The following is a 20487-nucleotide window of genomic DNA, read 5'->3' on the forward strand; positions in this document are numbered from 1 at the left end:
CCCGCGCTTTGATCTATTTCAACAAGGCCTCGCGCAAGTCCCCGGACAAACCGTCCGGGGCCAGCCAGATCGCAAAATACACCTTCGCCAGTTCCGGATCGGGGCTGGCGAAAATCACCTTGCCGTTGCGCGTCAGGTTCAGCCCATCGGTGCGGTCCCAGCTCAGGTCATAGCGATCGCCTGGCACGATGTTCTGGAAGCTGTAGTGCAGACGGTCAAGCTCGGACCTCAGTCGCGCCAGGGTTTCCTTGGTTTGCTGACGTTCGAGCGTGGCGTTGGCGGCCTTGATCACGTCTTCGCGATCAATGGCCTTGAAATAGAACAGCTCCAGTTTCTGCGGGGTCTGACCGAAAACCGCCTGTTTGGCGCTGACCGCGGGTTCGGCGTAGAACGCGGCGGCGTAAACGTCAGTCCACAGGTAGGTGAGGATCGCCTGGTTCTTGCGTTCCAGCGGCGGTGAAAGGCCGTCGAGTCGCGGCGGGAAGTCGGCCCGCTTGAGCAGATCGGCATCGGAAGCGCTGGCCAGCGGGCTGCACAGCACCCCCAATAACAGCATCCAGTGAATAAAACGGTGTCGCATGATCACGCCCTTGGTTGAAAGATCCTGCACAAGGGTATGACACTTTTCGCCGGATGCGGGTTTCGCAATCCAGCGGGGTGACCCGACATAAAGGACGGGATCACAAACAAACTCGCCAATTTGCAGCTTTTTTTATGATTCGTAACGCCAAGAGATTTATCATCCGCAGCAATTTGGCATGCGACAGGTATTTTTGCCACGCCGAGTGCCCCGTAACGCAGACAAGATTGGCCTACGACGCGACCAAGGGTTAATGTTCGCCGCGACGCTGGGCGATTAGACTGCGCCGCGAGTTTCGAATCTTCATGCCGCCGGCCGCGGTGTGATTTAGCCAGAGACGCCAGAGTGGCGCCTCGGCCTGTTCTAAGGAGTACGCATGGCTGTCTACAACTACGACGTAGTGGTACTGGGTTCAGGCCCAGCTGGGGAAGGCGCGGCAATGAACGCCGCCAAGGCTGGGCGCAAGGTAGCCATGGTCGATAGCCGTCGGCAGGTCGGCGGCAACTGCACTCACCTGGGCACAATCCCGTCCAAGGCGTTGCGTCACTCGGTCAAGCAGATCATTCAGTTCAACACCAACCCGATGTTCCGGGCCATTGGCGAGCCGCGCTGGTTTTCGTTCCCGGACGTGCTGAAAAACGCCGAGAAAGTCATCAACAAGCAAGTGGCCTCGCGCACCGGGTACTACGCACGCAATCGTGTCGACGTGTTCTTCGGCACCGGCAGTTTCGCCGATGAGCGCACCATCGATGTGGTGTGCAACAGCGGTGTCATGGAAAAACTGGTCGCCAACCAGATCATCATCGCGACCGGCTCGCGTCCTTATCGCCCGGCCGATATCGACTTTTCCCACAAGCGTATCTACGACAGCGACACCATCCTCAGCCTCAACCACACCCCGCGCAAACTGATCATCTACGGCGCTGGCGTGATCGGCTGCGAATACGCATCGATCTTCAGTGGTCTGGGTGTGGATATCGAACTGATCGACAACCGCGATCAACTGCTGAGCTTCCTCGACTCGGAAATCTCCCAGGGCTTGAGCTATCACTTCAGCAACAACAACGTGATGGTGCGCCACAACGAGGAATACGAGCGTGTCGAAGGTCTGGAAAACGGCGTCGTGCTGCACCTCAAGTCGGGCAAGAAGGTGAAAGCCGACGCGCTGTTGTGGTGTAACGGCCGTACCGGCAATACGGACAAACTGGGTCTGGAGAACGTCGGTATCAAGGCCAACGGTCGCGGTCAGATCGAAGTGGACGAAACCTATCGCACCAGCAAACCGAACATCTATGGCGCCGGTGATGTGATCGGCTGGCCGAGCCTGGCCAGCGCCGCCTACGACCAGGGGCGCTCGGCCTCGGGAAGTGCGGTGGATAACGGCGCCTGGCGTTTCGTCAACGACGTTCCGACCGGCATCTACACCATCCCGGAAATCAGCTCGATCGGCCAGAACGAGCATGACCTGACCGTGGCCAAAGTGCCGTACGAAGTGGGCAAGGCGTTCTTCAAGAGCATGGCTCGCGCACAGATCTCTAACGAGCCGGTGGGCATGTTGAAGATCCTGTTCCACCGCGAAACCCTGCAGATCCTTGGGGTGCATTGCTTCGGCGACCAGGCGTCGGAGATCGTGCACATCGGTCAGGCGATCATGAACCAGCCGGGCGAGGCGAATACCCTGAAGTATTTCGTCAACACCACCTTCAACTACCCGACCATGGCCGAAGCCTACCGGGTAGCGGCCTATGACGGCCTCAACCGGCTTTTTTGAGCGGCTCCGGCCGGTGGCCTGAGCCGGCCGGGGAGACCGATTTCAGTAACTCTCGAGCGTGGCAGTGGCCAAACCGGGAAAGTCTGTAATCAGGCTGTCAACGCCGAAGTCGGCGAGTCTGCGCATCAGCGCGGGCTCGTTGACTGTCCACACCGACACATGCAGGCCCAGCGCCTGGGCTTTCTTCAGGCGTTCAGGCGTACACAGCGTCCAGTTCAGCGCCAGTATCTCGCAGCCATAACCCACCGCGACCTTCAACGGGTCGAGCCAGGCGTACTCGGCGACCAGGCCGCGGGAGAGGTCGGGCGTCAGTTCGAGTGCGGCACGCAGCACTTCACGGGAGCTTGAAGTGATCGTGACCTTGTCCAGCAAGCCATGACGCTGAGCCAGCTCGCGAATCGCCAGCACGGTCGTCGCCGCACGGGTGCGCGATGCGCTTTTGACTTCCAGTTGCCAGTGATCGAAGGCGCATTTCTCGAACAGTTCTTCCAGTCGTGGAATCGGGCATGGCTGAATCCATCCAGGCCCGCCTTTGCGTGCGTCGTAGGTCACAAGGTCCGCCGCGGTGTGTTCGACGACCTTGCCACGCCGGTCGGTGGTGCGTTTGAGGGTAGGGTCGTGGATCACCATCAATTCGCCGTCGCGGGACAGGTGCAGGTCCAGTTCGCAACGCTTGACCCCGTGCTTGAGGCATTCCTGGAAGCTGGTGAGGGTGTTTTCCGGTGCTTCGCCCTTGGCGCCGCGGTGGCCGTAAATTAAGGTCACAAATGCTCCTTGTGGATGCGGATTAAGGCAAGAATCAGTTCAATTCGAATCCGGTTCGCTTTGCTCGCGGGCGAGGCGCCGTTGCGCGGCTTGTCGTTGCAGAATGTGTCGGGCCAGCAGTTGGCGCTGTGCATCGGTCAGGTCGATCCACTCGGTGCCCACCTCGAAATCGCCGATGGTCAGCGAATGGCACTGAGTCACTTTGGCCCGCAGCATCATTCCTGAAGCCTGAGGCATCAGCACCATTTTCACCGACAGGTGACTGCCGACGGGGAAGGGCTGATGGGATTCGAATTGCAGGCCGCCCTCGGACATGATCACGCGTTGCGGGGCGCCGAGCTTGCCGAGCACGGTCTGGGCCACCACCTGGCCCAGCAGATCGATGCGCTTGCTCATGGCCCGCAGAAAACTGTTGGTGGTGCGGTCGCGGTCGTCCAGCTGGCGCAGCAGGTGCTGGGATTCGAACTCGGCGACGTGCAGTTCGCTCAGCAGATCGAAGAGAGTCGAGCTGTCGTGGTGGGCGTGTTCGTCGACCTCGCCCGAGGCTGGAATGCGTTGAATTTCCAGTGCGACGCTGTCCTCGATACGGTAGTATTCGCGGCGTTCTTCTTCATCTAGTGTCGGCATGGCGAACCCATGGTAGCAGCGGTTGTCAGAGTGATTGCTCAGAGTCGTCAATCAGCGATTCGAGTGTAAAGCCGCAGATCAAGGCCCGCCACAAGGACGTTCCCATTCCTCCGAACAAGCCCTTACATGTTCAGACCTCTTTTTGTATTTATCGGCACGCGTTATACCCGTGCAAAGCGCCGTAATCATTTTGTCTCCTTCATTTCCCTGACGTCGATGATCGGTCTCGCCCTTGGTGTAGTGGTGATGATAGTCGTGTTATCGGTCATGAACGGGTTCGATCACGAGATGCGCACCCGTGTCCTGGGCATGGTCCCGCACGCAACCATCGAGTCCGGCGAGCCGATCAATGACTGGCAAGCCCTCGCCAGCAAAGTCAGGCAGAACCCGCAAGTGGAGGCCGTTGCGCCGTTCACCCAGATGCAGGGTCTGTTGACCAACAATGGCAACGTGCAAAAGATCCTGCTCAATGCGATCGACCCGGTTCAGGAGCGCAAAGTTTCGATTATCGATGCCTTCATGAAACAGGGCAGTCTTGACGATCTGGTGTCAGGCGGCTTTGGCGTGGTCATTGGCGACAAGGCTGCTGCGAAGCTGGGCGTGGGGCTGGGCGACAAGGTGACCTTTGTTTCGCCTGAAGTCACTGTGACCCCGGCCGGCATGTTCCCGCGCATGAAGCGCTTCACCGTGGTCGGCATCTTCCATGTCGGCGCCGGTGAGCTGGACGGTTATCTGGGCGTCACCAACCTGCAGGATCTGGCGCGTCTGCACCGCTGGAAGCCTGATCAGGTGCAGGGCCTGCGCCTGAAATTCACCGACCTGTTCAAGGCGCCACGTACCGCCTACGAGATTGCCCAGAGCCTGGGCGAACACCAATACTATTCCCGCGACTGGACCCGTACCCACGGCAACCTGTATCAGGCCATCGGCATGGAGAAATCCATCATTGGCCTGCTGCTGTTGCTGATCGTGGCGGTGGCGGCGTTCAACATCATTTCCACGCTGGTGATGGTGGTCAACGACAAGCGCGGCGACATCGCGATCCTGCGCACCTTGGGTGCGACGCCTGGCCAGATCATGCGCATCTTCATGGTCCAGGGCACGGTGATCGGCGTCGTCGGCACGCTGGTCGGCGCGGGCGTCGGCATCCTCGCCGCGCTCAACGTCAGCTCGGCAATTTCGGCGCTGGAAGGCCTGATCGGCCACAAGTTTCTCAACGCGGATGTCTACTTCATCGACTATCTGCCTTCGCAATTGATGGCCGAAGACGTGCTGCTGGTGTGCGGCGCGGCGCTGGTCCTGAGTTTCCTCGCCACCTTGTATCCCGCCTGGCGTGCCGCGCGCACCCAGCCGGCGGAGGCGCTACGTTATGAGTGAGTCGGGCATGAGTGATAAAGCTGTACTGAGTTGCCGCAACCTGGGCAAATCCTACGAGGAAGGCCCGGAATCGGTCGTGGTCCTGTCGGGCCTGCAACTGGAATTGCACCCCGGCCAGCGCGTGGCGATCGTCGGCAGTTCGGGCTCGGGTAAAAGTACCTTGCTCAACCTGCTCGGTGGCCTGGACACCCCGACCGAAGGCAGTGTCTGGCTGGCGGGCGAGGAGTTGTCGGCGCTCAACGAAAAGGCCCGTGGCCTGCTGCGCAACCGGGCACTGGGCTTCGTGTACCAGTTCCACCACTTGCTGCCCGAGTTCACCGCACTGGAAAACGTGTGCATGCCCTTGCTGATCGGCAAGACGCCGATTCCGGAGGCCCGTCAGCGTGCAACGGCACTGCTGGAGCGGGTAGGGCTCAAGCATCGTCTGGCGCACAAGCCTTCGGAGCTGTCCGGCGGTGAACGTCAGCGTGTGGCGATTGCCCGTGCACTGGTCAACCAGCCGGGCCTGGTGATGCTCGACGAGCCCACCGGCAACCTCGATTCCCACACCGCCCAAGGCATTCAGGACCTGATGCTGGAACTGAGCACCTCGTCGCGCACCGCGTTTCTGGTGGTGACCCACGACATGGCCCTGGCCCGTCAGATGGACCGCGTGTGGCGTCTGGAAGAAGGGCGTCTGGTCGAGGCGTGATGCAATCAACCTGGCACCCGCTCACCGGGTCTTGGCGTTTTTTTACTTTTAGCTGTTTTTAGCTACGGTGCTCCACGAATGTTCAGACCGTTATCCATCTTTATCGGCACGCGCTACACGCGGGCCAAGCGACGCAACCACTTCATCTCGTTCATTTCGATGACGTCGATGATCGGGCTGGCGCTGGGCGTCCTGGCGATGATCGTGGTGTTGTCCGTGATGAACGGCTTCCAGCAGGAAATGAGTTCGCGCATCCTCGGCATGGTCCCCCACGCGGTGATCGACGGGGTCAAACCGCTGGACGACTGGAAACCGGCCGCCGATGCCGCAATGAAGAACCCGCAGGTCACCGCTGCCGTGCCGTTCACGCAGATGGACGGCATGCTGTCGTACAAAGGCGCCATGCAGCCGATCGAGATCAACGGTGTCGACCCGGCGCTGGAGTCCAAAGTCTCCATCGTCACTCAGCACATCGTGCAGGGGCGTTTGCAGGACCTCAAAGCCGGTGAGTTCGGTGTGGTCATCGGTGAAATCACCGCGCGGCGTTTCCGTTTGAATGTTGGTGACAAGTTGACCCTGATCGTCCCGGAGATCAGCAACGCACCGGGCGGCATCACCCCGCGCCTGCAACGCCTGACCGTGGTTGGCGTGTTCAAGGTCGGTGCGGAGCTGGACGGTTCGATGGCGTTGGTCAATGTGGCCGATGCGGCGGTGATTCAGCGCTGGCAGCCCAATCAGGTGCAGGGCGTGCGTCTGGCCCTGACTGACCTGTATGCCGCGCCGCAGGTTTCGACCGCCATTGCGGGTGGCCTGGGCGCGGACTACAAGGCCGATGACTGGACCCACACGCAGGGCAGTCTGTTCAGCGCGATGAAAATGGAAAAGACCATGATCGGCCTGCTGTTGCTGATGATCGTCGCCGTGGCCGCGTTCAACATCATCGCGACGTTGATCATGGTGGTGAACGACAAAGGTGCCGACATCGCGATCCTGCGCACCCTTGGCGCCACGCCTCGGCAGATCATGACCATCTTCATGGTGCAGGGCACGGTGATCGGGGTGGTGGGTACCATCATCGGCGGCGTTCTGGGTGTCATCGCGGCGATCAACGTCAGCCAGTTGGTGGGCTGGGTCGAGCGTGTCACCGGCCAGCACATCTTCACGTCAGATGTTTACTTCATCAGCAACCTGCCGTCGCACCTGGAAGGCAGCGATGTGGCGCTCATCTGTAGCGCCGGTTTCATTCTCAGTTTCCTGGCGACGATCTACCCGGCGTACCGGGCGGCGCAGATCCAGCCGGCGCATGCGTTGCGGTATGAGTGATCGCTTGAGTCAAATTTTGTAGGAACGCGCTTGCCCGCGATTGCATTGGGTCAGGCAATGCGATGTTTGCAGACAAGCCGCAATCGCGGGCAAGCGCGCTCCCACAGTCTGTTTCTATTCAGGTAACTCAATCAAAAACCGCGTCATCCCCTCCCGCGACTCACACCGGATCGTCCCGCCATGGGCCTTGATGATCGACTGGGTGATCGCCAGCCCCAGCCCCGCATGCTCGCTGCTGCCTTCATGGCGGGCCGGGTCTGCGCGGTAGAACCGATCGAACAACCGGGGTAGCACATTGGCAGGGATGGTCGGGCCGTCGTTCTCGATACGGATCTGAACCTGGCCCGTGCCTGCCGCCAGCTTCACCCGAACTTCCCCGCCGGCGGGGGTGAAGCGCAGCGCGTTATCCAGAAGATTCGACAATGCGCGGCGCAACATATGCCGATCGCCTGCCAGCGTGGCTTCCCCTTCACGGCTCAACACGACCTGCGCTTCCTCCGCCAGCGGCAGAAAATACTCCAGCAGTGCATCGGTCTCATCGGCCAGTTGCAGGCGCTCGCGATTGGGGCTTAACAGCCCATGCTCGGCCTTGGCCAGATACAGCATGTCGTTGACCATTTGCGCCATCCATTGCAGCTCTTCCAGATTGCCCAGGAGCGCCTCGCGATATTCCTCCAGATCCCGCGGACGGGTGAGGGTGACCTGCGTGTGGGTCAGCAGGTTCGACAGCGGGGTGCGCAGTTCATGGGCGATGTCGGCGGAGAATGCCGACAGCCGCTGAAAGGCATCGTCCAGGCGTCCGAGCATGGCGTTGAAGGCGTGACTGAGTTCGGCCAGCTCAACGGGCATCTCGGTTTGCGGCAGGCGCGTGGTCAGTGAACTGGCGGAAACGCTGGCGGCGATCTCGCCCATCCGTCGCAGCGGGCGCAAACCGCTGCGCGCTGCCCAGGCGCCGAGCAACGCGGTAGCGAGTGCCGAGAGACCGACGGTCAGCCAGATCAGGTGCTGCATCCGTTCCAGAAAGTGCTGATGATGGGTAATGTCCAGAAACAGGGTCAGTTGGGGCGAATCCTCACGCTCGGGTTCCAGGGCGACTGTCCAGGATCGATAGGACACGCCGTGATCGGTCAGCGTGCGCAGACCGGCATGAATCTCTGTTTCGGGCATTGACGGCGACAGGCTGTCAAACCACAGCGCACCATCGACGCCGCGCACCTGTAACGCCAGATCGGGGGAGTGAGCCAGTTCCTTCTGCAGTAACGGCTTTCGGGCCTGGAGCTGGTCGGCGCTGGATACATGACTTAAAGCCTGACGAAGGGTCGGCAATTTGCTGTCGAGCAATTGCTGATCCAGTTCCATGAAGTGCCCTTCGCTGGCGCGGTTGAACAATACCCCCGCCGTCAGCGAAACCACGGCGGTACAGGCTGCGAACAACAATGCCAGGCGACTGCCCAGGGAAATTCGCTCGAACATTACAGACCGCGCTCTTCGAGGACATAACCCATGCCGCGCACGGTGTGGATCAGCTTGTTGGGGTAGTCGTCATCGACTTTCAGGCGAAGGCGGCGAATGGCGACCTCGATCACGTTGGTGTCGCTGTCGAAATTCATGTCCCAAACCTGCGAGGCAATCAGCGATTTGGGCAGCACCTCGCCCTGGCGGCGCAGCATCAGTTCCAGCAGGGCGAACTCCTTGGCGGTGAGGTCGATCCGCTGACCGTTTCGCTCGACCCGGCGCCGCAGCAGGTCAAGGCGCAGGTCGGCCAGTTGCAAATGGGTTTCCTGACTGACGCTGCTACCTCGTCGCAATAAACTGCGCACCCGGGCCAACAGTTCGGAGAACGCGAAGGGCTTGACCAGATAATCGTCGGCACCGAGTTCCAGGCCGCGCACTCGGTCCTCGACGGCGTCCCGAGCGGTGAGAAACAGCACCGGCGTGTCCAGCCCTGCGCCGCGAACCGCCTGGAGAATCTGCCAGCCATCGCGGCCGGGCAGCATGACGTCCAGAATCAACAGCGCGTAATCGCCGGTCAGTGCCAGATGCTGGCCGGTCGAGCCGTCCGCCACCAATTCGGTATTGAAGCCGGCTTCGTTCAAGCCCTGGCGCAGGTACTGGCCGGTTTTCGCTTGATCCTCGATGATCAGTAATTTCATGGGCGGCTCATAATTCGTGGTGAGGCTTTATAGCGCGAGCGGGGCGGGCGGAGGCCAAGCTTACAAAGTTGTAATCTTGCAGTCAGCTGATTGCCAGTGGCCAAGGCCTACCCTAAGGTCATCAATCGTCATCCACTGGAGATTTACATGTTCGTTCGTTCGATCGCTGCTGCCGTGTTGCTGGCCGTGAGTCTGTCTTCGCAGGCGTCTCCTGGCGAGCATTTCGATTTCGGTCATCCGGCCAAAGCCGATCAGGCGACCCGTACCGTCGAGCTGACGCTGGGCGACATGTACTTTGAACCCAAGTCCCTGAACGTCAAGGAAGGCGAAACCGTGCATTTCGTGCTGATCAACAAAGGCCAGTTGCTGCATGAGTTCAACCTTGGCGACGCTGCCATGCACGCGGCGCATCAGCAAGAAATGCTGAAAATGGTCGCCAGCGGCATGCTGACGTCGACGGGCATGAAGCATGACATGGCCGGCATGGATCACGGCAGCATGAAGCACGACGACCCCAACAGTGTGCTGGTCGAGCCGGGCAAGACCGCCGAGTTGACCTGGACCTTCACCGAGGCCACTGATCTGGAATTCGCCTGCAATATTCCCGGTCACTATCAGGCCGGGATGGTCGGGAAGATCGCGATTGCCCAGTAATCGCTGAAAGCGCGGGACAAAACCTATAAACTCGGCGGTCAGGATTTTTCGATCAGTCTTTTATCACCGTTTTCAGGTTCAGGTCCCGCCATGCATCCCGCAGCCGAACATTCGCCGCTGGGCAAATCCAGTGAATACGTTTCCACCTACACGCCGTCTCTGCTGTTTCCAATCCCGCGTACCGCCAAATGGGCGGAACTGGGGCTGACGGCCGAGACGCTGCCTTATCAGGGTGTCGATTTCTGGAATTGCTATGAGTTGTCCTGGCTGCTGCCGTCGGGCAAGCCGGTGGTCNAGTCCAAGTCGTTCAAGCTCTACCTGAACTCGCTGAACCAGACCCCGTTCGCCTCTCAGGCCGAGGTGGTGGCGACGCTTGAGAAGGATCTGTCGGCCGCTGCCGGCAAACCGGTGGGCGTTCGGATTCGTTCGCTGAAAGACATCGAAGCCGAGGGCATCGTGCCGGTGCCGGGCGTGTGCGTCGATGATCTGGACGTGACGGTCAACAGTTACGACCGCCCGCAGCCGGAGCTGCTGCGTTGCGATGAGTCGCGGGTGGTCGAAGAGACGTTGCACAGCCACCTGCTCAAATCCAACTGCCCAGTGACCAGCCAGCCGGACTGGGGCAGCGTAGCCGTCGAATATCGCGGTGCGGCGCTCGATCACGCGAGTTTTCTGGCGTACATCGTCAGTTTTCGCCAGCACTCGGACTTCCACGAGCAATGCGTGGAGCGAATCTTCATGGATCTGCAGCGTTTGCTGAAGCCGGAAAAACTGACGGTTTCTGCGCGTTATGTGCGCCGTGGCGGGCTGGACATCAATCCGTATCGCAGTACCGAGAAGCTCACTCTGGAGAATGGCCGTCTGGCGCGCCAGTGAAGCGGCTAAAAGGTTGAGATCTCGTAGCAGCACGGCTTGCCGGCGGAGGCGATCTCAGGAATGCCACTGCCGGCAAGCCGCGCTGCTACCGTGGGATCGCCTCGCAGCCCTCTCTGGATGTGCGCATCGCAATGGCTGCAGAAACACAAAAGCCCGTCATGACGACGGGCTTTTCGTTTTCAGGGCAGCGGTGTTTCAGATACCGATATTGCCCAGAGTCTGAACGATGTTGCGCAAAGTGCCGGCGATTCCGGGGTGTTCCAGTTCGAAGCGTTCGACGGCCAGGTTGACCCCATCGGCAAGGTTGTTGTCCGGAGTTGCGGTTTCGACGGCGATCTCTGCTTCGATCTGTGCCATCAGAGTGTGCAGGTCAGCGCGTTCTTCTTCAGACAGCGGCGGGTTCTGCTCCAGTTGCTCGCGCAGGGTATCGAGTTGTTCTTGCAGTTCGCGGGCGGGCATAGGGTGCTCCCTTCATTGATAGTCTCAGCATGGACCGCACTGCGTGAGCAAAGGTCCTTTGCGCTAAGACTAATCCAGTGCGCGTCACCTTGCATGCAAACCGTTGTCAGGGTTTTTCCGCTTTGAGTCGGCGCAGGCTGATATCGGCCAGGCACGATTCCAGTTCGCCCAGATGATCGATCACCGAGTGCGCGCCGCAGGCATACAACTCCAGCGTGGCGCGACCGCGAAGGCGTTCGCGTTCAAGGTCGCTCAAGGCTTCCCACCGCGCTGGCGACAAGCCGCACAGCGGTCCGCAAGAGGCCAGACCCACCGTCCACAACCCGGCATTGAGCCCGGCCATGATCAGGCGCGGGTCGCCACTGACCAGTACGCATCCGTCGAGCTGAGCCACATTCAGGCTCATCAATGCCTGCCAGCAGGCGTCGGGGGCTGGCCAGTGGTTGTCTGGACTCGGGGTTGGCTGGATCAGGCCGCCCAGTGGGGTCGCCAGTTGTTCGGCGATAGCAGCGGGATATTCTTCGATCCATGCGCTGGGAATGCCGTGGCGCTTCAGGTTGCCGAGTGCGACGAGTGCCCCTGGCGTAGGGATCGCGAATGCCTTTGCGTCCTGCGAAGCTAATCCCTGACCCCCGCTGTCGCGCAAGGTGCGAGCCTGCGCGCCGAAATCGACCAGGCAGCCGCTCAGACCAAAGAGCACGGCGGTGAAAGACGGCGCAGGCGCAACGACGGGGGCAAGCATGAAATTCCCTCTCAAATGTCAAAGACGCTAAGGGATTTGCATGACAGTCCGATGACCGGCAAATGACATTGTCGCCAGATGTTTAACGGTGTCAGCAAATCCTTAGGCATTCGGCGACGTAAATCCACGCGGAAGGCTTTATACTCCCCCTCTTTGGATGGGGGCGTAGCGCCCGTTTCATCACTTTGACTGGGAGTCTCTGCTATGCCCGTGACCGGTGCAGGTTTTATCAATCGTCTGGCGCGAACGTGTTTCTGGACGGGTCTGGCCCTTGTGCCAATGGCTGCTCAAGCCGCTGAAGACGATCCATGGGAAGGCGTCAACCGCGCCATCTTCCGTTTCAACGACACGGTCGATACCTATGCGCTGAAGCCGATCGCTCAAGGCTATGAGTTCATCACTCCACAGTTCCTTGAAGACGGTATCCACAACATGTTCAAGAACATCGGGGAAGTGACCAACTTCGCCAACGATGTTCTCCAGGCCAAACCCGAGGCCGCTGGCGTCGACACCGCTCGCCTGATTCTCAACACCACCTTCGGCCTGCTCGGTTTCTTCGATGTCGGCACCAAGATGGGTCTGCAACGCAATGACGAAGACTTCGGCCAGACGCTCGGCCATTGGGGCGTGGCAAGCGGTCCATTCGTGATGATCCCGCTGCTGGGCCCAAGCACGGTGCGTGACGCGTTCGCCAAGTACCCGGACACCTACACTCAGCCGTACCGCTACATCGATCACGTGCCGACCCGTAACACGGCATTCGGCGTAAGCGTGGTCGACACCCGCGCCAGCCTGTTGTCGGCCGAGAAACTGATCAACGGCGACAAGTACATCTTCATTCGCAACGCTTACCTGCAAAACCGCGAGTTCAAGGTCAAGGACGGCAAGGTCGTCGACGACTTCTGATTCGTCGCGATCACGTGCGAAGCTGCAAAAAAGGCGACTTTCGAGTCGCCTTTTTCTTTTTGAAATTTTCCAGAACTGTGAACGGGTTCCGCCGTGGCCTCACTTCATCTTGAGGATCGTGAGCCCCAGTTTCTGTTCGCCACCGTCGATATCGGCGATCCACACCACCTCGGTGTCGGCTTCCAGGCCCTTGAGCGCGGCATGCTCGGATTCGATCCGGACGCTGAGCCGGTCGCCGACCTGAAACGCACGTGGGGCCTGGATCTGCATGCCGGAGCTGGACAAGTCCACGCAGACCGCCGGAATGATCTGGCCCGCATAGATCAGGCTGATGTCCGCGTCGACGCGCATGCGGATGTAATCTCGTTTCTCTGCATAGTCGCGATCAATCTGTCCCATGGCCGCACCCTTCGTTTTGGTTGCTGATTCAACGGTTCTTATAACTCCGGGTGATTTGCGATGTAAAGACTCCGGCCGACTGCTGGAGTGAGCTTGAAACGCCCGTCGGATGGGAGTACCGTCTGCGCCTTGAAGGGCACCTCTGACAAGCGATGCGTTTGACCAAAAGTCCGCGACCTTTGGGCAGAGAGGCTAGAAGCGAATCCAGTACGCGGCCTGACAGAATCCGACCGCATACGCCAACCTGATCTGGCGCCGTTTGCCCACATGCAAAAAACCAGTGCCACGCTGCTGATTATCGATGACGACGAAGTAGTGCGCGCGAGTCTCGCGGCCTATTTGGAAGACAGTGGGTTCAGCGTCTTGCAAGCCAGCAACGGCTTGCAGGGTCTACAGACCTTCGAGCAAAAAAAGCCCGATCTTGTGATCTGCGACTTGCGCATGCCGCAGGTGGGCGGCCTCGAGCTGATTCGTCAGGTGACCAGCCTGGCCCCGGAAACCCCGGTGATCGTCGTTTCAGGTGCAGGTGTCATGAGCGATGCCGTCGAAGCATTGCGCCTGGGTGCGGCCGATTACCTGATCAAGCCCCTGGAAGACCTCGCGGTGCTTGAGCATTCGGTCAAACGGGCACTGGATCGCGCGCGCCTGCTTCAGGAAAACAAGCTTTACCGCCAGAAACTCGAGACCGCCAACCGCGAACTCGAGGCCAGCCTGCATCTGCTGCAGGAGGATCAGGACGCCGGTCGTCAGGTGCAGATGAACATGCTGCCGACCAGCCCCTGGGCCATTGACGCGTTCGAGTTCGAACACGAGATCATCCCGTCGCTGTATCTGTCTGGCGACTTCGTGGATTATTTCCGTGTGGACGAGCGGCGTGTGGCGTTCTACCTGGCCGATGTCTCGGGCCACGGCGCTTCGTCGGCATTCATCACCGTGCTGTTGAAGTTCATGACCACGCGTCTGTTGTTCGAATCCAAGCGCGGCGGTACGTTGCCGAAGTTCAAGCCTTCGGACGTCCTTGGCCACATCAACCGTGGTCTGATCAGCTGCAAGCTGGGCAAACACGTGACCATGGTGGGCGGGGTGATCGACGAAGAAACCGGGCAATTGACCTACAGCGTGGGCGGCCATCTGCCATTGCCAGTGCTGTACACGCCGACCGAGACCCGTTATCTGGAAGGGCGCGGTCTGCCGGTGGGGTTGTTCAACGAGGCGACTTATTCGGACCACGTGCTGGATCTGCCTGAGTCCTTTAGTCTAACCCTGCTGTCTGATGGCATTCTGGACCTTTTGCCAGGTGATACACTCAAAGAGAAAGAAGCCAACTTGCCTGAATTGGTGAAGTCGGCGGGCGGCAGCCTGGATGGTCTGCGTCGTAAGTTTGGATTGGCCACACTCGGGGAGATGCCGGATGATATCGCCTTGTTAGTGTTGAGCAGGAACCTTTAATGAGTACCGGTAGAATCCAGTTTGCCGAGCAAGATGGCACCTTCGTCCTGAAGTTCGTGGGTGAAGTGCGTTTGACGCTCTGCTCGGCGTTGGATGCGACGATTGAGCGGATCTTCACCTCGATGAATTTTTCGACCGTGGTGATCGATCTGACCGAAACACGCAGCATTGACAGCACAACGCTTGGCCTGTTAGCCAAGTTGTCCATCCTGTCCCGTCAGAAGGCGGGCTTGCTGCCCACTGTCGTGACCACCCACGAAGACATCACGCGCCTGTTGCAATCGATGGGCTTCGATCAGGTCTTCAATATCGTGGGGCGGCCGATCCCGCGGCCTGAGTCTCTGTGCGACCTGCCTTCGCAGGATCAGTGCGAGGATGTGGTCAAGGCCAAGGTGCTGGAAGCGCACAAGATCCTGATGGGGTTGAACGATTCCAATCGCGAGGCGTTCCGCGATCTGGTGAATGCGCTCGAGCATCAGTAGGGTTTCCTCTTACTGCCTGGTGGCAGAACTGTCTCGCCTTCGGCGAGTTACCCCCCGTGTCAGCCTCTCTGTCACCTTTCAGCGGATTCCGAGTTGCACACCTGACCCTGTGGGCGCTGGCTTGCGGGCGAAGACGGCGTGTCAGTCGTTGTCATCGTCGCTGACCCACCCCTTCGCCAGCAAGCCGGCTCCCAGACGAATTGTGTTCGTCTGCCGGATCGGCGTGCTCCCCGCAAATTTTCCGACGTCAGTTAAACCCCTCCAACAACGACCCTTCGCGAGGCAGGAATCTGCCTTGCCTTTCGCCCTGCGGTTTGCCTTCGGCGTAGCTCAGCTGTCCATTGACCCACACCCCGTCGATGCCTTGCGCCGCGCGTTTGGGCGTTTTGAAGTCCGCAAGATCCCGCACCGTCTCGGCGTTGAACAACACCAGGTCCGCCCAGTAGCCCTCACGCACGAAGCCTCGTTCATGCAGCCCGAAACGCGTGGCGGTCAGGCCGGTCATCTTGTAGATGGCGGTATGCAGCGGGAACAGTCCGAGGTCGCGGCTGAAATGCCCCAGCACCCGAGGAAACGCCCCCCAGAGACGCGGGTGCGGGAACGGATCTTCCGGCAGACCGTCCGAGCCGATCATCGACAGCGGATGTTTCATGATGCGCTGCACGTCGTTCTCGTCCATGCCGTAATACACCGCGCCGGCCGGTTGCAGCGCGCGGGCGGCGTCTTCCAGGGACTGGCCCCAATCGGCGGCGATGTCCTTGAGGTCGCGCCCGCCCTGATCCGGGTGCGGCGTTGACCAAGTGATGGTGATGCGATGAGCGTCAGTGACCTGTTTCAGATCCAAGGTCGAAGAACTGGCGGCGTAAGGGTAGCAGTCGCAGCCGACGGGGTGGGTCAGCGCAGCTTTTTCCAGTGCGGCCAACAGTTGCGGACTGCGCCCCCAGTTGCCGGCGCCGGCGCATTTCAGATGAGAAATCACCACCGGCGATCTGGCGTGTCGACCAATGTCGAACGCCTCGTCCATGGCCTCTAGCACGGGCTCGAATTCGCTGCGCAGATGCGTGGTGTACACCGCGCCGAATGCCGTCAGTTCTTCGGCCAGTTGCTTGACCTCATCGGTGTCCGCCGAATAGGCCGAGGCATAGGCCAGACCGGTCGAAAGCCCCAGCGCGCCATCCTCCAGACTCTCGCGTAACTGCTCGCGCATGGCGCTAATTTCATCGGATCTTGCCGTGCGAAACAGATCATCGAGATGGTTGCTGCGCAGCGCCGTATGGCCGATCAGCGCGGCGACGTTGACCGCCGGGCGTGCCTTGTTTACCGCGTCGCGATAGTCGCTGAAGCGCGGATAAACGAAGGCCTTGGCCGGGCCCAGCAGGTTCATCGGATCAGGCGGATCGCCAGCGAGCGTGACCGGTGAAGCGCTGATTCCGCAATTGCCGACGATCACCGTGGTCACGCCTTGGGTAATCTTCGGCAGCATCTGCGGCTGGCGAATCACCACCGTGTCGTCATGCGTATGCACATCAATGAAACCCGGCGCCAGCACCCGACCAGCCGCGTTGACCTCTTCGGTGGACGAGATCCCTGCAAGGTCGCCGATGCGCTGGATGCGCCCGTCGTGAATCGCCACGTCGGCGCGATAGCCTGGCGTGTCATTGCCATCGATCACCAGCGCGTCGCGAATGATCAGGTCGTAAAGCATGGTTCAGTCTCCAAGCGGCAGGCCGTCGTCGCCGCCGCGGTAATCATCGAGGGCCAGCTTGATGCGCCGCAGCCGCTCCTGGTTGTCGTCAGGGGCGATCAGCGCCAGTTCGGTGGCGAGCACGTCGATGGTCAGCAGCATGCCGTAGCGCGCTGCCGTGGGTTTGTAGATGAAATTGGTTTCGGCGATCTGCAACGGCAACACCACGTCGGCCAGATCCGCCAGTGGCGAGTCGGGGAGGGTGATCGCCAGGGTCTTCGCGCCATAGCTGCGGGCCACATTCACGGCATTCAGCAGCTCCGGCGTGCGGCCGCTCAACGAGCAGACGATCAGGCTGTGATCGGGGCCGAGGGTCGCGGCGATCAAACGCATCATCACCGGGTCGCGGCTGGCGGCGATGGGGTAGCCGAGGCGCACCAGCCGGGTCTGCAATTCTTCGCTGCACAGGCTGGAACACCCGCCCATTCCGAAGCTGTGGATCATGCGCGCTGTGGTCAGCACGGCGACGGCAGCCTTGAAGCGTGCGTCATCGAACCCGGCCAGATGCTGGCGCAGGGTCGACTCGATATCGCCGACAATCTGCGTGAAAAAAGCCGATTGCTCCGGCGCCTGTTCCGGGTTGAGAAAGCGACTGCCGACGCCACTGGCTTGAGCCAATTGCAGGCGCAGGTCGCGCAGATCCTTGCAGCCGACCGTACGCGCGAAACGTGACAGCGTCGCGCTGCTGACTTCGGCGCGGGCCGCCAGCTCGTCCAGGCTGGCACTGGCCGAAAACGCGACATCGCTCAGAATCAATCTGGCGATGCGTCCTTCGCCGGCGCTGAACGAGCCCTGACGGGCGCGGATCTGGTAGAGGATATCCACTCAGAGCACCTGCGCCAGACCGAGGGTGAGGACGAAGGCGATCATGGAGATCAGCGTCTCCAGCACCGTCCAGGTCTTGAAGGTCTGCGCCACGGTCATGTTGAAGTACTCCTTGATAAGCCAGAAGCCGCCGTCATTGACGTGGGAGAGGATCACCGAGCCCGCGCCGGTCGCCAGCACCAGCAATTCCGGGTGTGGGTAACCCAGGCCCATGGCGACGGGGGCGACGATGCCGGATGCAGTGGTCATGGCGACCGTCGCCGAGCCAGTGGCGATGCGCATCAATGCCGCGAACAGCCAGCCCATCAGCAGCGGCGACAAGTGAAAGTCCTGGGCGAGACTGACGATTTCGCTGGTCACGCCGCTGTCGACCAGAATCCGGTTCAAACCGCCGCCTGCCCCGACCAGCAGCGTGATGCTCGCCGTTGGCGCCAGACACTCCTGGGTGAACTTGAGGATCGAGTCGCGATTGAAACCCTGGGCAATGCCCAGCGTCCAGAAGCTTAGCAAGGTCGCCAGCAACAGGGCGATCACCGAATTGCCGACGAACAACAGGAAGCTGTTGAAGCCGCTGCCGGGCGTACTGATCAAATTGGCCCAGCCACCGAGCAGCATCAGCAGGACAGGAAGAAGAATGGTTGCCATGGTGATCGCGAATCCGGGCAATTGTTTGCGCGGCTCGCGGTCCAGAAACTGTTTGGCGAGCGGGTTTTCGTCCGGCAAATGAATGCGTGGGACGATGAACTTCGCGTAGATCGGGCCTGCGATGATCGCGGTCGGGATACCGACCAGAATGGCGTAGAACAGCGTCTGTCCTACCGACGCTTGATACGCCTGAACCGCCAGCATCGCTGCCGGGTGCGGTGGGACCAGCGCGTGGACCACCNGCCGACCCGCCGCGCCACAGTGAAGGCAATCGGCACCAGCAGCACGAATCCGACTTCGAAAAACAGTGGCAGGCCGACCAGAAACGCAATGCAGACCATGGCCCAGTGCGCATTGCGCTCGCCAAAGCGGTCGATCAACGTTCGCGCCACCTGCTCGGCGCCGCCGGACTCGGCCATCATCTTGCCGAGCATGGTGCCCAGCGCGACCACCAGTGCAATGTGGCCAAGAGTCTTGCCGACCCCGCCTTCATAGGAAGCCACCACTGATGTGGCGGGCATTCCGGCGACCAGTGCCAAGCCAACGGAAACGAGTGTGATAACGACGAAGGGATTGAGGCGAAAGCGTGCGATCAATACGATCAGGGCGATGATCGCGATGGCGGCGTAGATCAACAGGGACAGGCCGGTGGACGGGGGCATGCAACGGTTCCTTGCAGACAAACGGGAAAGTCAGGGCGTGGCGATGCGCAACATTCAGTCGATGCGCGACCAAGCAGTGAATACAGTTTCGGCAGAGGGCGTTGCTAAAGGCTCGCGGGGCGAAGCAAGGGTCGAACAGCGACGATCACAGGCAGGCATTATTTTTATCTCTGATTGCGTGATGTAAATTAATTTACATGCAATAGGATAAAGATATCAATGTATGAAAATAAATTTCTCTTTGGTCATCCGGCTTTAGCAGCACGGCTCGCTGGGCGAACGGCTTCGCCAACGTAGCCACTCGTCCTGCGGGCACATTCAACCCGCGCTGAACCGCTCGCGATACGCCTGAGGCGTCACCGACACGGCTCGCAAAAAGCTTCGGCGCAGGGTTTCTTCGGTGCCGAATCCACAGCGATCAGCGATTCGCTTGATCGGCAACGCACTGTCTCCCAACAAGCGTCGCGCCGCTTCTACCCTCAACTGTTCGATGGCTCGGGCCGGGGTGTTGCCGGTGTGGGCGCGGTAATGCCGCACGAAACTGCGTTCGCTCATGCCCACTTGAGCGGCGAGGGTCGCGACGGAAAGATCGCTCGCCAGGTTATCCAGAATCCAGGCATGCAGATCGCCGAAGCGGCTGTCCTGGCTGCGGGTGGCGTGTTGCATCGACAACGCCGTGCTGAATTGCGATTGTCCGCCCGGACGCTTGAGAAACACCACCAGATCCCGCGCGACCGCCAGGGCTATGTTGCGACCCAGATCGGCTTCGACCAGCGCCAGCGCCAGATCGATACCGGCGGTGACGCCTGCCGAGGTCCACAATGCCTCCTCGTTGATGAAGATCGGTTCGGGATCGACGTGCAGCGCCGGATATCGCCGGGCCAGTTCGTCACAGCTGTCCCAATGCGTCACCACCCGATGCCCGTCAAGCACGCCTGCCTCGGCCAGCATGAACGCCCCCGTGCACACCGACGCCACTCGACGTGCGCTGCTCGCCTGGTGGCGAACCCATTGCAGCAGTGCCTGATCCTGCAACGCGCTGTGAACGCCCCGGCCGCCTGCGATGATCAAGGTGTCCGACGGCGTTTGTGGCAGGGGATGGGTGTGCAGGCCCAGGCCAGCCGAGGAGATGACGCTGCCGTTCTCGCGGGCGATGACGGTGGGGGAGTAGGGCGCCCCCAGGCCGTTTTCCAGCATCTGCACATTGGCCGAGGCGAACACCTGCAACGGGCCGCTGACGTCCAGCAATTGCACGTTCGCAAAGGCCAGGATGTGTATCGCCTTGGTCTGATCGGACATGGCAGGGCTCGATAATGGCAGTTGGCGGAAATTGTGGGTGTTATGGCGTATCCGCCAG

21 protein-coding genes and 3 pseudogenes are annotated in these 20487 nt (G+C 60.5%); 11 read left to right on the plus strand and 13 right to left on the minus strand.

The window, feature by feature from the left end:
* Positions 1–13: 13 nt before the first annotated feature.
* Positions 14–580, minus strand: coding sequence for a chalcone isomerase family protein (locus D3M70_RS11225; RefSeq protein WP_120125838.1), 567 nt, complete (start codon positions 578–580; stop codon positions 14–16).
* A 376-nt stretch (positions 581–956) separates the two neighbouring features.
* Between D3M70_RS11225 and sthA the strand changes: the two genes are divergently transcribed.
* The gene (gene sthA, locus D3M70_RS11230) at positions 957–2351 is read left to right on the plus strand and encodes a Si-specific NAD(P)(+) transhydrogenase (protein ID WP_120125839.1); all 1395 of its coding nucleotides are present in this window, start codon (positions 957–959) and stop codon (positions 2349–2351) included.
* A 42-nt stretch (positions 2352–2393) separates the two neighbouring features.
* Here the strand turns inward: sthA and D3M70_RS11235 are convergent, their stop codons facing one another.
* Positions 2394–3116, minus strand: a complete 723-nt coding sequence (locus tag D3M70_RS11235) for a glycerophosphodiester phosphodiesterase (RefSeq protein ID WP_120125840.1) — start codon at positions 3114–3116, stop codon at positions 2394–2396.
* Between the two features lie 39 nt (positions 3117–3155).
* The gene (locus D3M70_RS11240; RefSeq protein WP_120125961.1) at positions 3156–3743 is read right to left on the minus strand and encodes a PilZ domain-containing protein; all 588 of its coding nucleotides are present in this window, start codon (positions 3741–3743) and stop codon (positions 3156–3158) included.
* A gap of 126 nt (positions 3744–3869) precedes the next feature.
* Between D3M70_RS11240 and D3M70_RS11245 the strand changes: the two genes are divergently transcribed.
* The 3 genes from D3M70_RS11245 (at position 3870) to D3M70_RS11255 (ending at position 7134) form a co-directional block, all read left to right on the plus strand.
* Entirely contained in the window at positions 3870–5120 is a 1251-nt protein-coding gene (locus D3M70_RS11245; protein WP_120125841.1) for a lipoprotein-releasing ABC transporter permease subunit, read from the plus strand.
* A gap of 7 nt (positions 5121–5127) precedes the next feature.
* Positions 5128–5811, plus strand: a complete 684-nt coding sequence (gene lolD / locus D3M70_RS11250) for a lipoprotein-releasing ABC transporter ATP-binding protein LolD (protein WP_165869775.1) — start codon at positions 5128–5130, stop codon at positions 5809–5811.
* 78 nt (positions 5812–5889) lie between these two features.
* The gene (locus tag D3M70_RS11255; RefSeq protein WP_120125843.1) at positions 5890–7134 is read left to right on the plus strand and encodes a lipoprotein-releasing ABC transporter permease subunit; all 1245 of its coding nucleotides are present in this window, start codon (positions 5890–5892) and stop codon (positions 7132–7134) included.
* 114 nt (positions 7135–7248) lie between these two features.
* On the opposite strand, the gene D3M70_RS11260 is transcribed toward D3M70_RS11255, so the two are convergent.
* Positions 7249–8607, minus strand: a complete 1359-nt coding sequence (locus tag D3M70_RS11260; protein WP_120125844.1) for a heavy metal sensor histidine kinase — start codon at positions 8605–8607, stop codon at positions 7249–7251.
* The gene (locus D3M70_RS11265; RefSeq protein ID WP_120125845.1) at positions 8607–9287 is read right to left on the minus strand and encodes a heavy metal response regulator transcription factor; all 681 of its coding nucleotides are present in this window, start codon (positions 9285–9287) and stop codon (positions 8607–8609) included. Before D3M70_RS11265 ends, D3M70_RS11260 begins: the two co-directional genes overlap by 1 nt.
* A gap of 147 nt (positions 9288–9434) precedes the next feature.
* Between D3M70_RS11265 and D3M70_RS11270 the strand changes: the two genes are divergently transcribed.
* The 3 genes and pseudogenes from D3M70_RS11270 to D3M70_RS11275 all read left to right on the plus strand — a co-directional run.
* Positions 9435–9941 (plus strand): plastocyanin/azurin family copper-binding protein, encoded by a 507-nt coding sequence (locus D3M70_RS11270; protein ID WP_120125962.1) that lies wholly within the window; start codon positions 9435–9437, stop codon positions 9939–9941.
* 90 nt (positions 9942–10031) lie between these two features.
* Positions 10032–10235 (plus strand): annotated as a pseudogene (locus tag D3M70_RS33030) (NADPH-dependent 7-cyano-7-deazaguanine reductase QueF); the annotation flags it as partial.
* A gap of 1 nt (position 10236) precedes the next feature.
* Positions 10237–10817: pseudogene (locus tag D3M70_RS11275) on the plus strand (NADPH-dependent 7-cyano-7-deazaguanine reductase QueF); the annotation flags it as partial.
* Positions 10818–11012: 195 nt separating this feature from the next.
* Here D3M70_RS11275 and D3M70_RS11280 read toward each other — a convergent pair.
* Together D3M70_RS11280 and D3M70_RS11285 are read right to left on the minus strand one after the other, a co-directional pair.
* Positions 11013–11276, minus strand: coding sequence for a DUF4404 family protein (locus tag D3M70_RS11280; RefSeq protein WP_120125847.1), 264 nt, complete (start codon positions 11274–11276; stop codon positions 11013–11015).
* A 106-nt stretch (positions 11277–11382) separates the two neighbouring features.
* Positions 11383–12018 carry an HAD family phosphatase gene (locus tag D3M70_RS11285; RefSeq protein WP_120125848.1) on the minus strand — a complete coding sequence of 212 codons (636 nt, stop codon included), beginning with the start codon at positions 12016–12018 and terminating at the stop codon, positions 11383–11385.
* Positions 12019–12222: 204 nt separating this feature from the next.
* On the opposite strand from D3M70_RS11285, the gene D3M70_RS11290 reads away from it, so the two are divergent.
* Positions 12223–12924: a VacJ family lipoprotein gene (locus D3M70_RS11290; RefSeq protein ID WP_120125849.1), complete on the plus strand. Its 702-nt coding sequence runs from the start codon at positions 12223–12225 to the stop codon at positions 12922–12924.
* Positions 12925–13023: 99 nt separating this feature from the next.
* On the opposite strand, the gene D3M70_RS11295 is transcribed toward D3M70_RS11290, so the two are convergent.
* A complete protein-coding gene (locus tag D3M70_RS11295; RefSeq protein WP_120125850.1) occupies positions 13024–13323 on the minus strand; it encodes a PilZ domain-containing protein in 300 nt (99 codons plus the stop codon).
* Positions 13324–13590: 267 nt separating this feature from the next.
* On the opposite strand from D3M70_RS11295, the gene rssB reads away from it, so the two are divergent.
* Positions 13591–14772, plus strand: coding sequence for a two-component system response regulator RssB (gene rssB, locus D3M70_RS11305; RefSeq protein ID WP_120125851.1), 1182 nt, complete (start codon positions 13591–13593; stop codon positions 14770–14772).
* Positions 14772–15254, plus strand: coding sequence for an anti-sigma factor antagonist RssC (rssC, locus tag D3M70_RS11310; RefSeq protein ID WP_081569474.1), 483 nt, complete (start codon positions 14772–14774; stop codon positions 15252–15254). Before rssB ends, rssC begins: the two co-directional genes overlap by 1 nt.
* Positions 15255–15501: 247 nt before the next feature.
* Here the strand turns inward: rssC and D3M70_RS11315 are convergent, their stop codons facing one another.
* The 4 genes and pseudogenes from D3M70_RS11315 to D3M70_RS33035 form a co-directional block, all read right to left on the minus strand.
* Complete coding sequence (locus D3M70_RS11315; RefSeq protein WP_120125852.1) at positions 15502–16959, minus strand: amidohydrolase family protein; 1458 nt, start codon at positions 16957–16959, stop codon at positions 15502–15504.
* Positions 16960–16962: 3 nt separating this feature from the next.
* Positions 16963–17823: a MurR/RpiR family transcriptional regulator gene (locus D3M70_RS11320; RefSeq protein ID WP_120125853.1), complete on the minus strand. Its 861-nt coding sequence runs from the start codon at positions 17821–17823 to the stop codon at positions 16963–16965.
* On the minus strand, positions 17824–18709 hold an 886-nt coding region (locus tag D3M70_RS11325), incomplete at its 5' end, for a GntP family permease (protein WP_256659810.1).
* Between the two features lies 1 nt (position 18710).
* Positions 18711–19130 (minus strand): annotated as a pseudogene (locus D3M70_RS33035) (SLC13 family permease); the annotation flags it as partial.
* Between D3M70_RS33035 and D3M70_RS11330 the strand changes: the two are divergent.
* The gene (locus D3M70_RS11330) at positions 19129–19317 is read left to right on the plus strand and encodes a hypothetical protein (RefSeq protein WP_120125854.1); all 189 of its coding nucleotides are present in this window, start codon (positions 19129–19131) and stop codon (positions 19315–19317) included. The pseudogene D3M70_RS33035 and the gene D3M70_RS11330 overlap by 2 nt on opposite strands.
* 131 nt (positions 19318–19448) lie before the next feature.
* Here D3M70_RS11330 and D3M70_RS11335 read toward each other — a convergent pair whose 3' ends face one another.
* Positions 19449–20429 carry a GlxA family transcriptional regulator gene (locus tag D3M70_RS11335; protein ID WP_120125855.1) on the minus strand — a complete coding sequence of 327 codons (981 nt, stop codon included), beginning with the start codon at positions 20427–20429 and terminating at the stop codon, positions 19449–19451.
* Positions 20430–20487 lie beyond the last annotated feature (58 nt).

The sequence above is a fragment of the Pseudomonas sp. LS-2 genome, from assembly GCF_003605735.1.
GTDB lineage: Bacteria > Pseudomonadota > Gammaproteobacteria > Pseudomonadales > Pseudomonadaceae > Aquipseudomonas.

Excerpts from the sequence above, each read along its gene's own strand:
- D3M70_RS11225 (WP_120125838.1), bottom strand. The coding sequence starts at position 580 with ATGCGACACCGTTTTATTCACTGGATGCTGTTATTGGGGGTGCTGTGC.
- sthA (WP_120125839.1), top strand. The coding sequence starts at position 957 with ATGGCTGTCTACAACTACGACGTAGTGGTACTGGGTTCAGGCCCAGCT.
- D3M70_RS11240 (WP_120125961.1), bottom strand. The coding sequence starts at position 3,743 with ATGCCGACACTAGATGAAGAAGAACGCCGCGAATACTACCGTATCGAG.
- D3M70_RS11245 (WP_120125841.1), top strand. The coding sequence starts at position 3,870 with ATGTTCAGACCTCTTTTTGTATTTATCGGCACGCGTTATACCCGTGCA.
- lolD (WP_165869775.1), top strand. The coding sequence starts at position 5,128 with ATGAGTGATAAAGCTGTACTGAGTTGCCGCAACCTGGGCAAATCCTAC.
- D3M70_RS11255 (WP_120125843.1), top strand. The coding sequence starts at position 5,890 with ATGTTCAGACCGTTATCCATCTTTATCGGCACGCGCTACACGCGGGCC.
- D3M70_RS11260 (WP_120125844.1), bottom strand. The coding sequence starts at position 8,607 with ATGTTCGAGCGAATTTCCCTGGGCAGTCGCCTGGCATTGTTGTTCGCA.
- D3M70_RS11265 (WP_120125845.1), bottom strand. The coding sequence starts at position 9,287 with ATGAAATTACTGATCATCGAGGATCAAGCGAAAACCGGCCAGTACCTG.
- D3M70_RS11270 (WP_120125962.1), top strand. The coding sequence starts at position 9,435 with ATGTTCGTTCGTTCGATCGCTGCTGCCGTGTTGCTGGCCGTGAGTCTG.
- D3M70_RS11280 (WP_120125847.1), bottom strand. The coding sequence starts at position 11,276 with ATGCCCGCCCGCGAACTGCAAGAACAACTCGATACCCTGCGCGAGCAA.
- D3M70_RS11285 (WP_120125848.1), bottom strand. The coding sequence starts at position 12,018 with ATGCTTGCCCCCGTCGTTGCGCCTGCGCCGTCTTTCACCGCCGTGCTC.
- D3M70_RS11290 (WP_120125849.1), top strand. The coding sequence starts at position 12,223 with ATGCCCGTGACCGGTGCAGGTTTTATCAATCGTCTGGCGCGAACGTGT.
- D3M70_RS11295 (WP_120125850.1), bottom strand. The coding sequence starts at position 13,323 with ATGGGACAGATTGATCGCGACTATGCAGAGAAACGAGATTACATCCGC.
- rssB (WP_120125851.1), top strand. The coding sequence starts at position 13,591 with ATGCAAAAAACCAGTGCCACGCTGCTGATTATCGATGACGACGAAGTA.
- rssC (WP_081569474.1), top strand. The coding sequence starts at position 14,772 with ATGAGTACCGGTAGAATCCAGTTTGCCGAGCAAGATGGCACCTTCGTC.
- D3M70_RS11315 (WP_120125852.1), bottom strand. The coding sequence starts at position 16,959 with ATGCTTTACGACCTGATCATTCGCGACGCGCTGGTGATCGATGGCAAT.
- D3M70_RS11330 (WP_120125854.1), top strand. The coding sequence starts at position 19,129 with ATGCAACGGTTCCTTGCAGACAAACGGGAAAGTCAGGGCGTGGCGATG.
- D3M70_RS11335 (WP_120125855.1), bottom strand. The coding sequence starts at position 20,429 with ATGTCCGATCAGACCAAGGCGATACACATCCTGGCCTTTGCGAACGTG.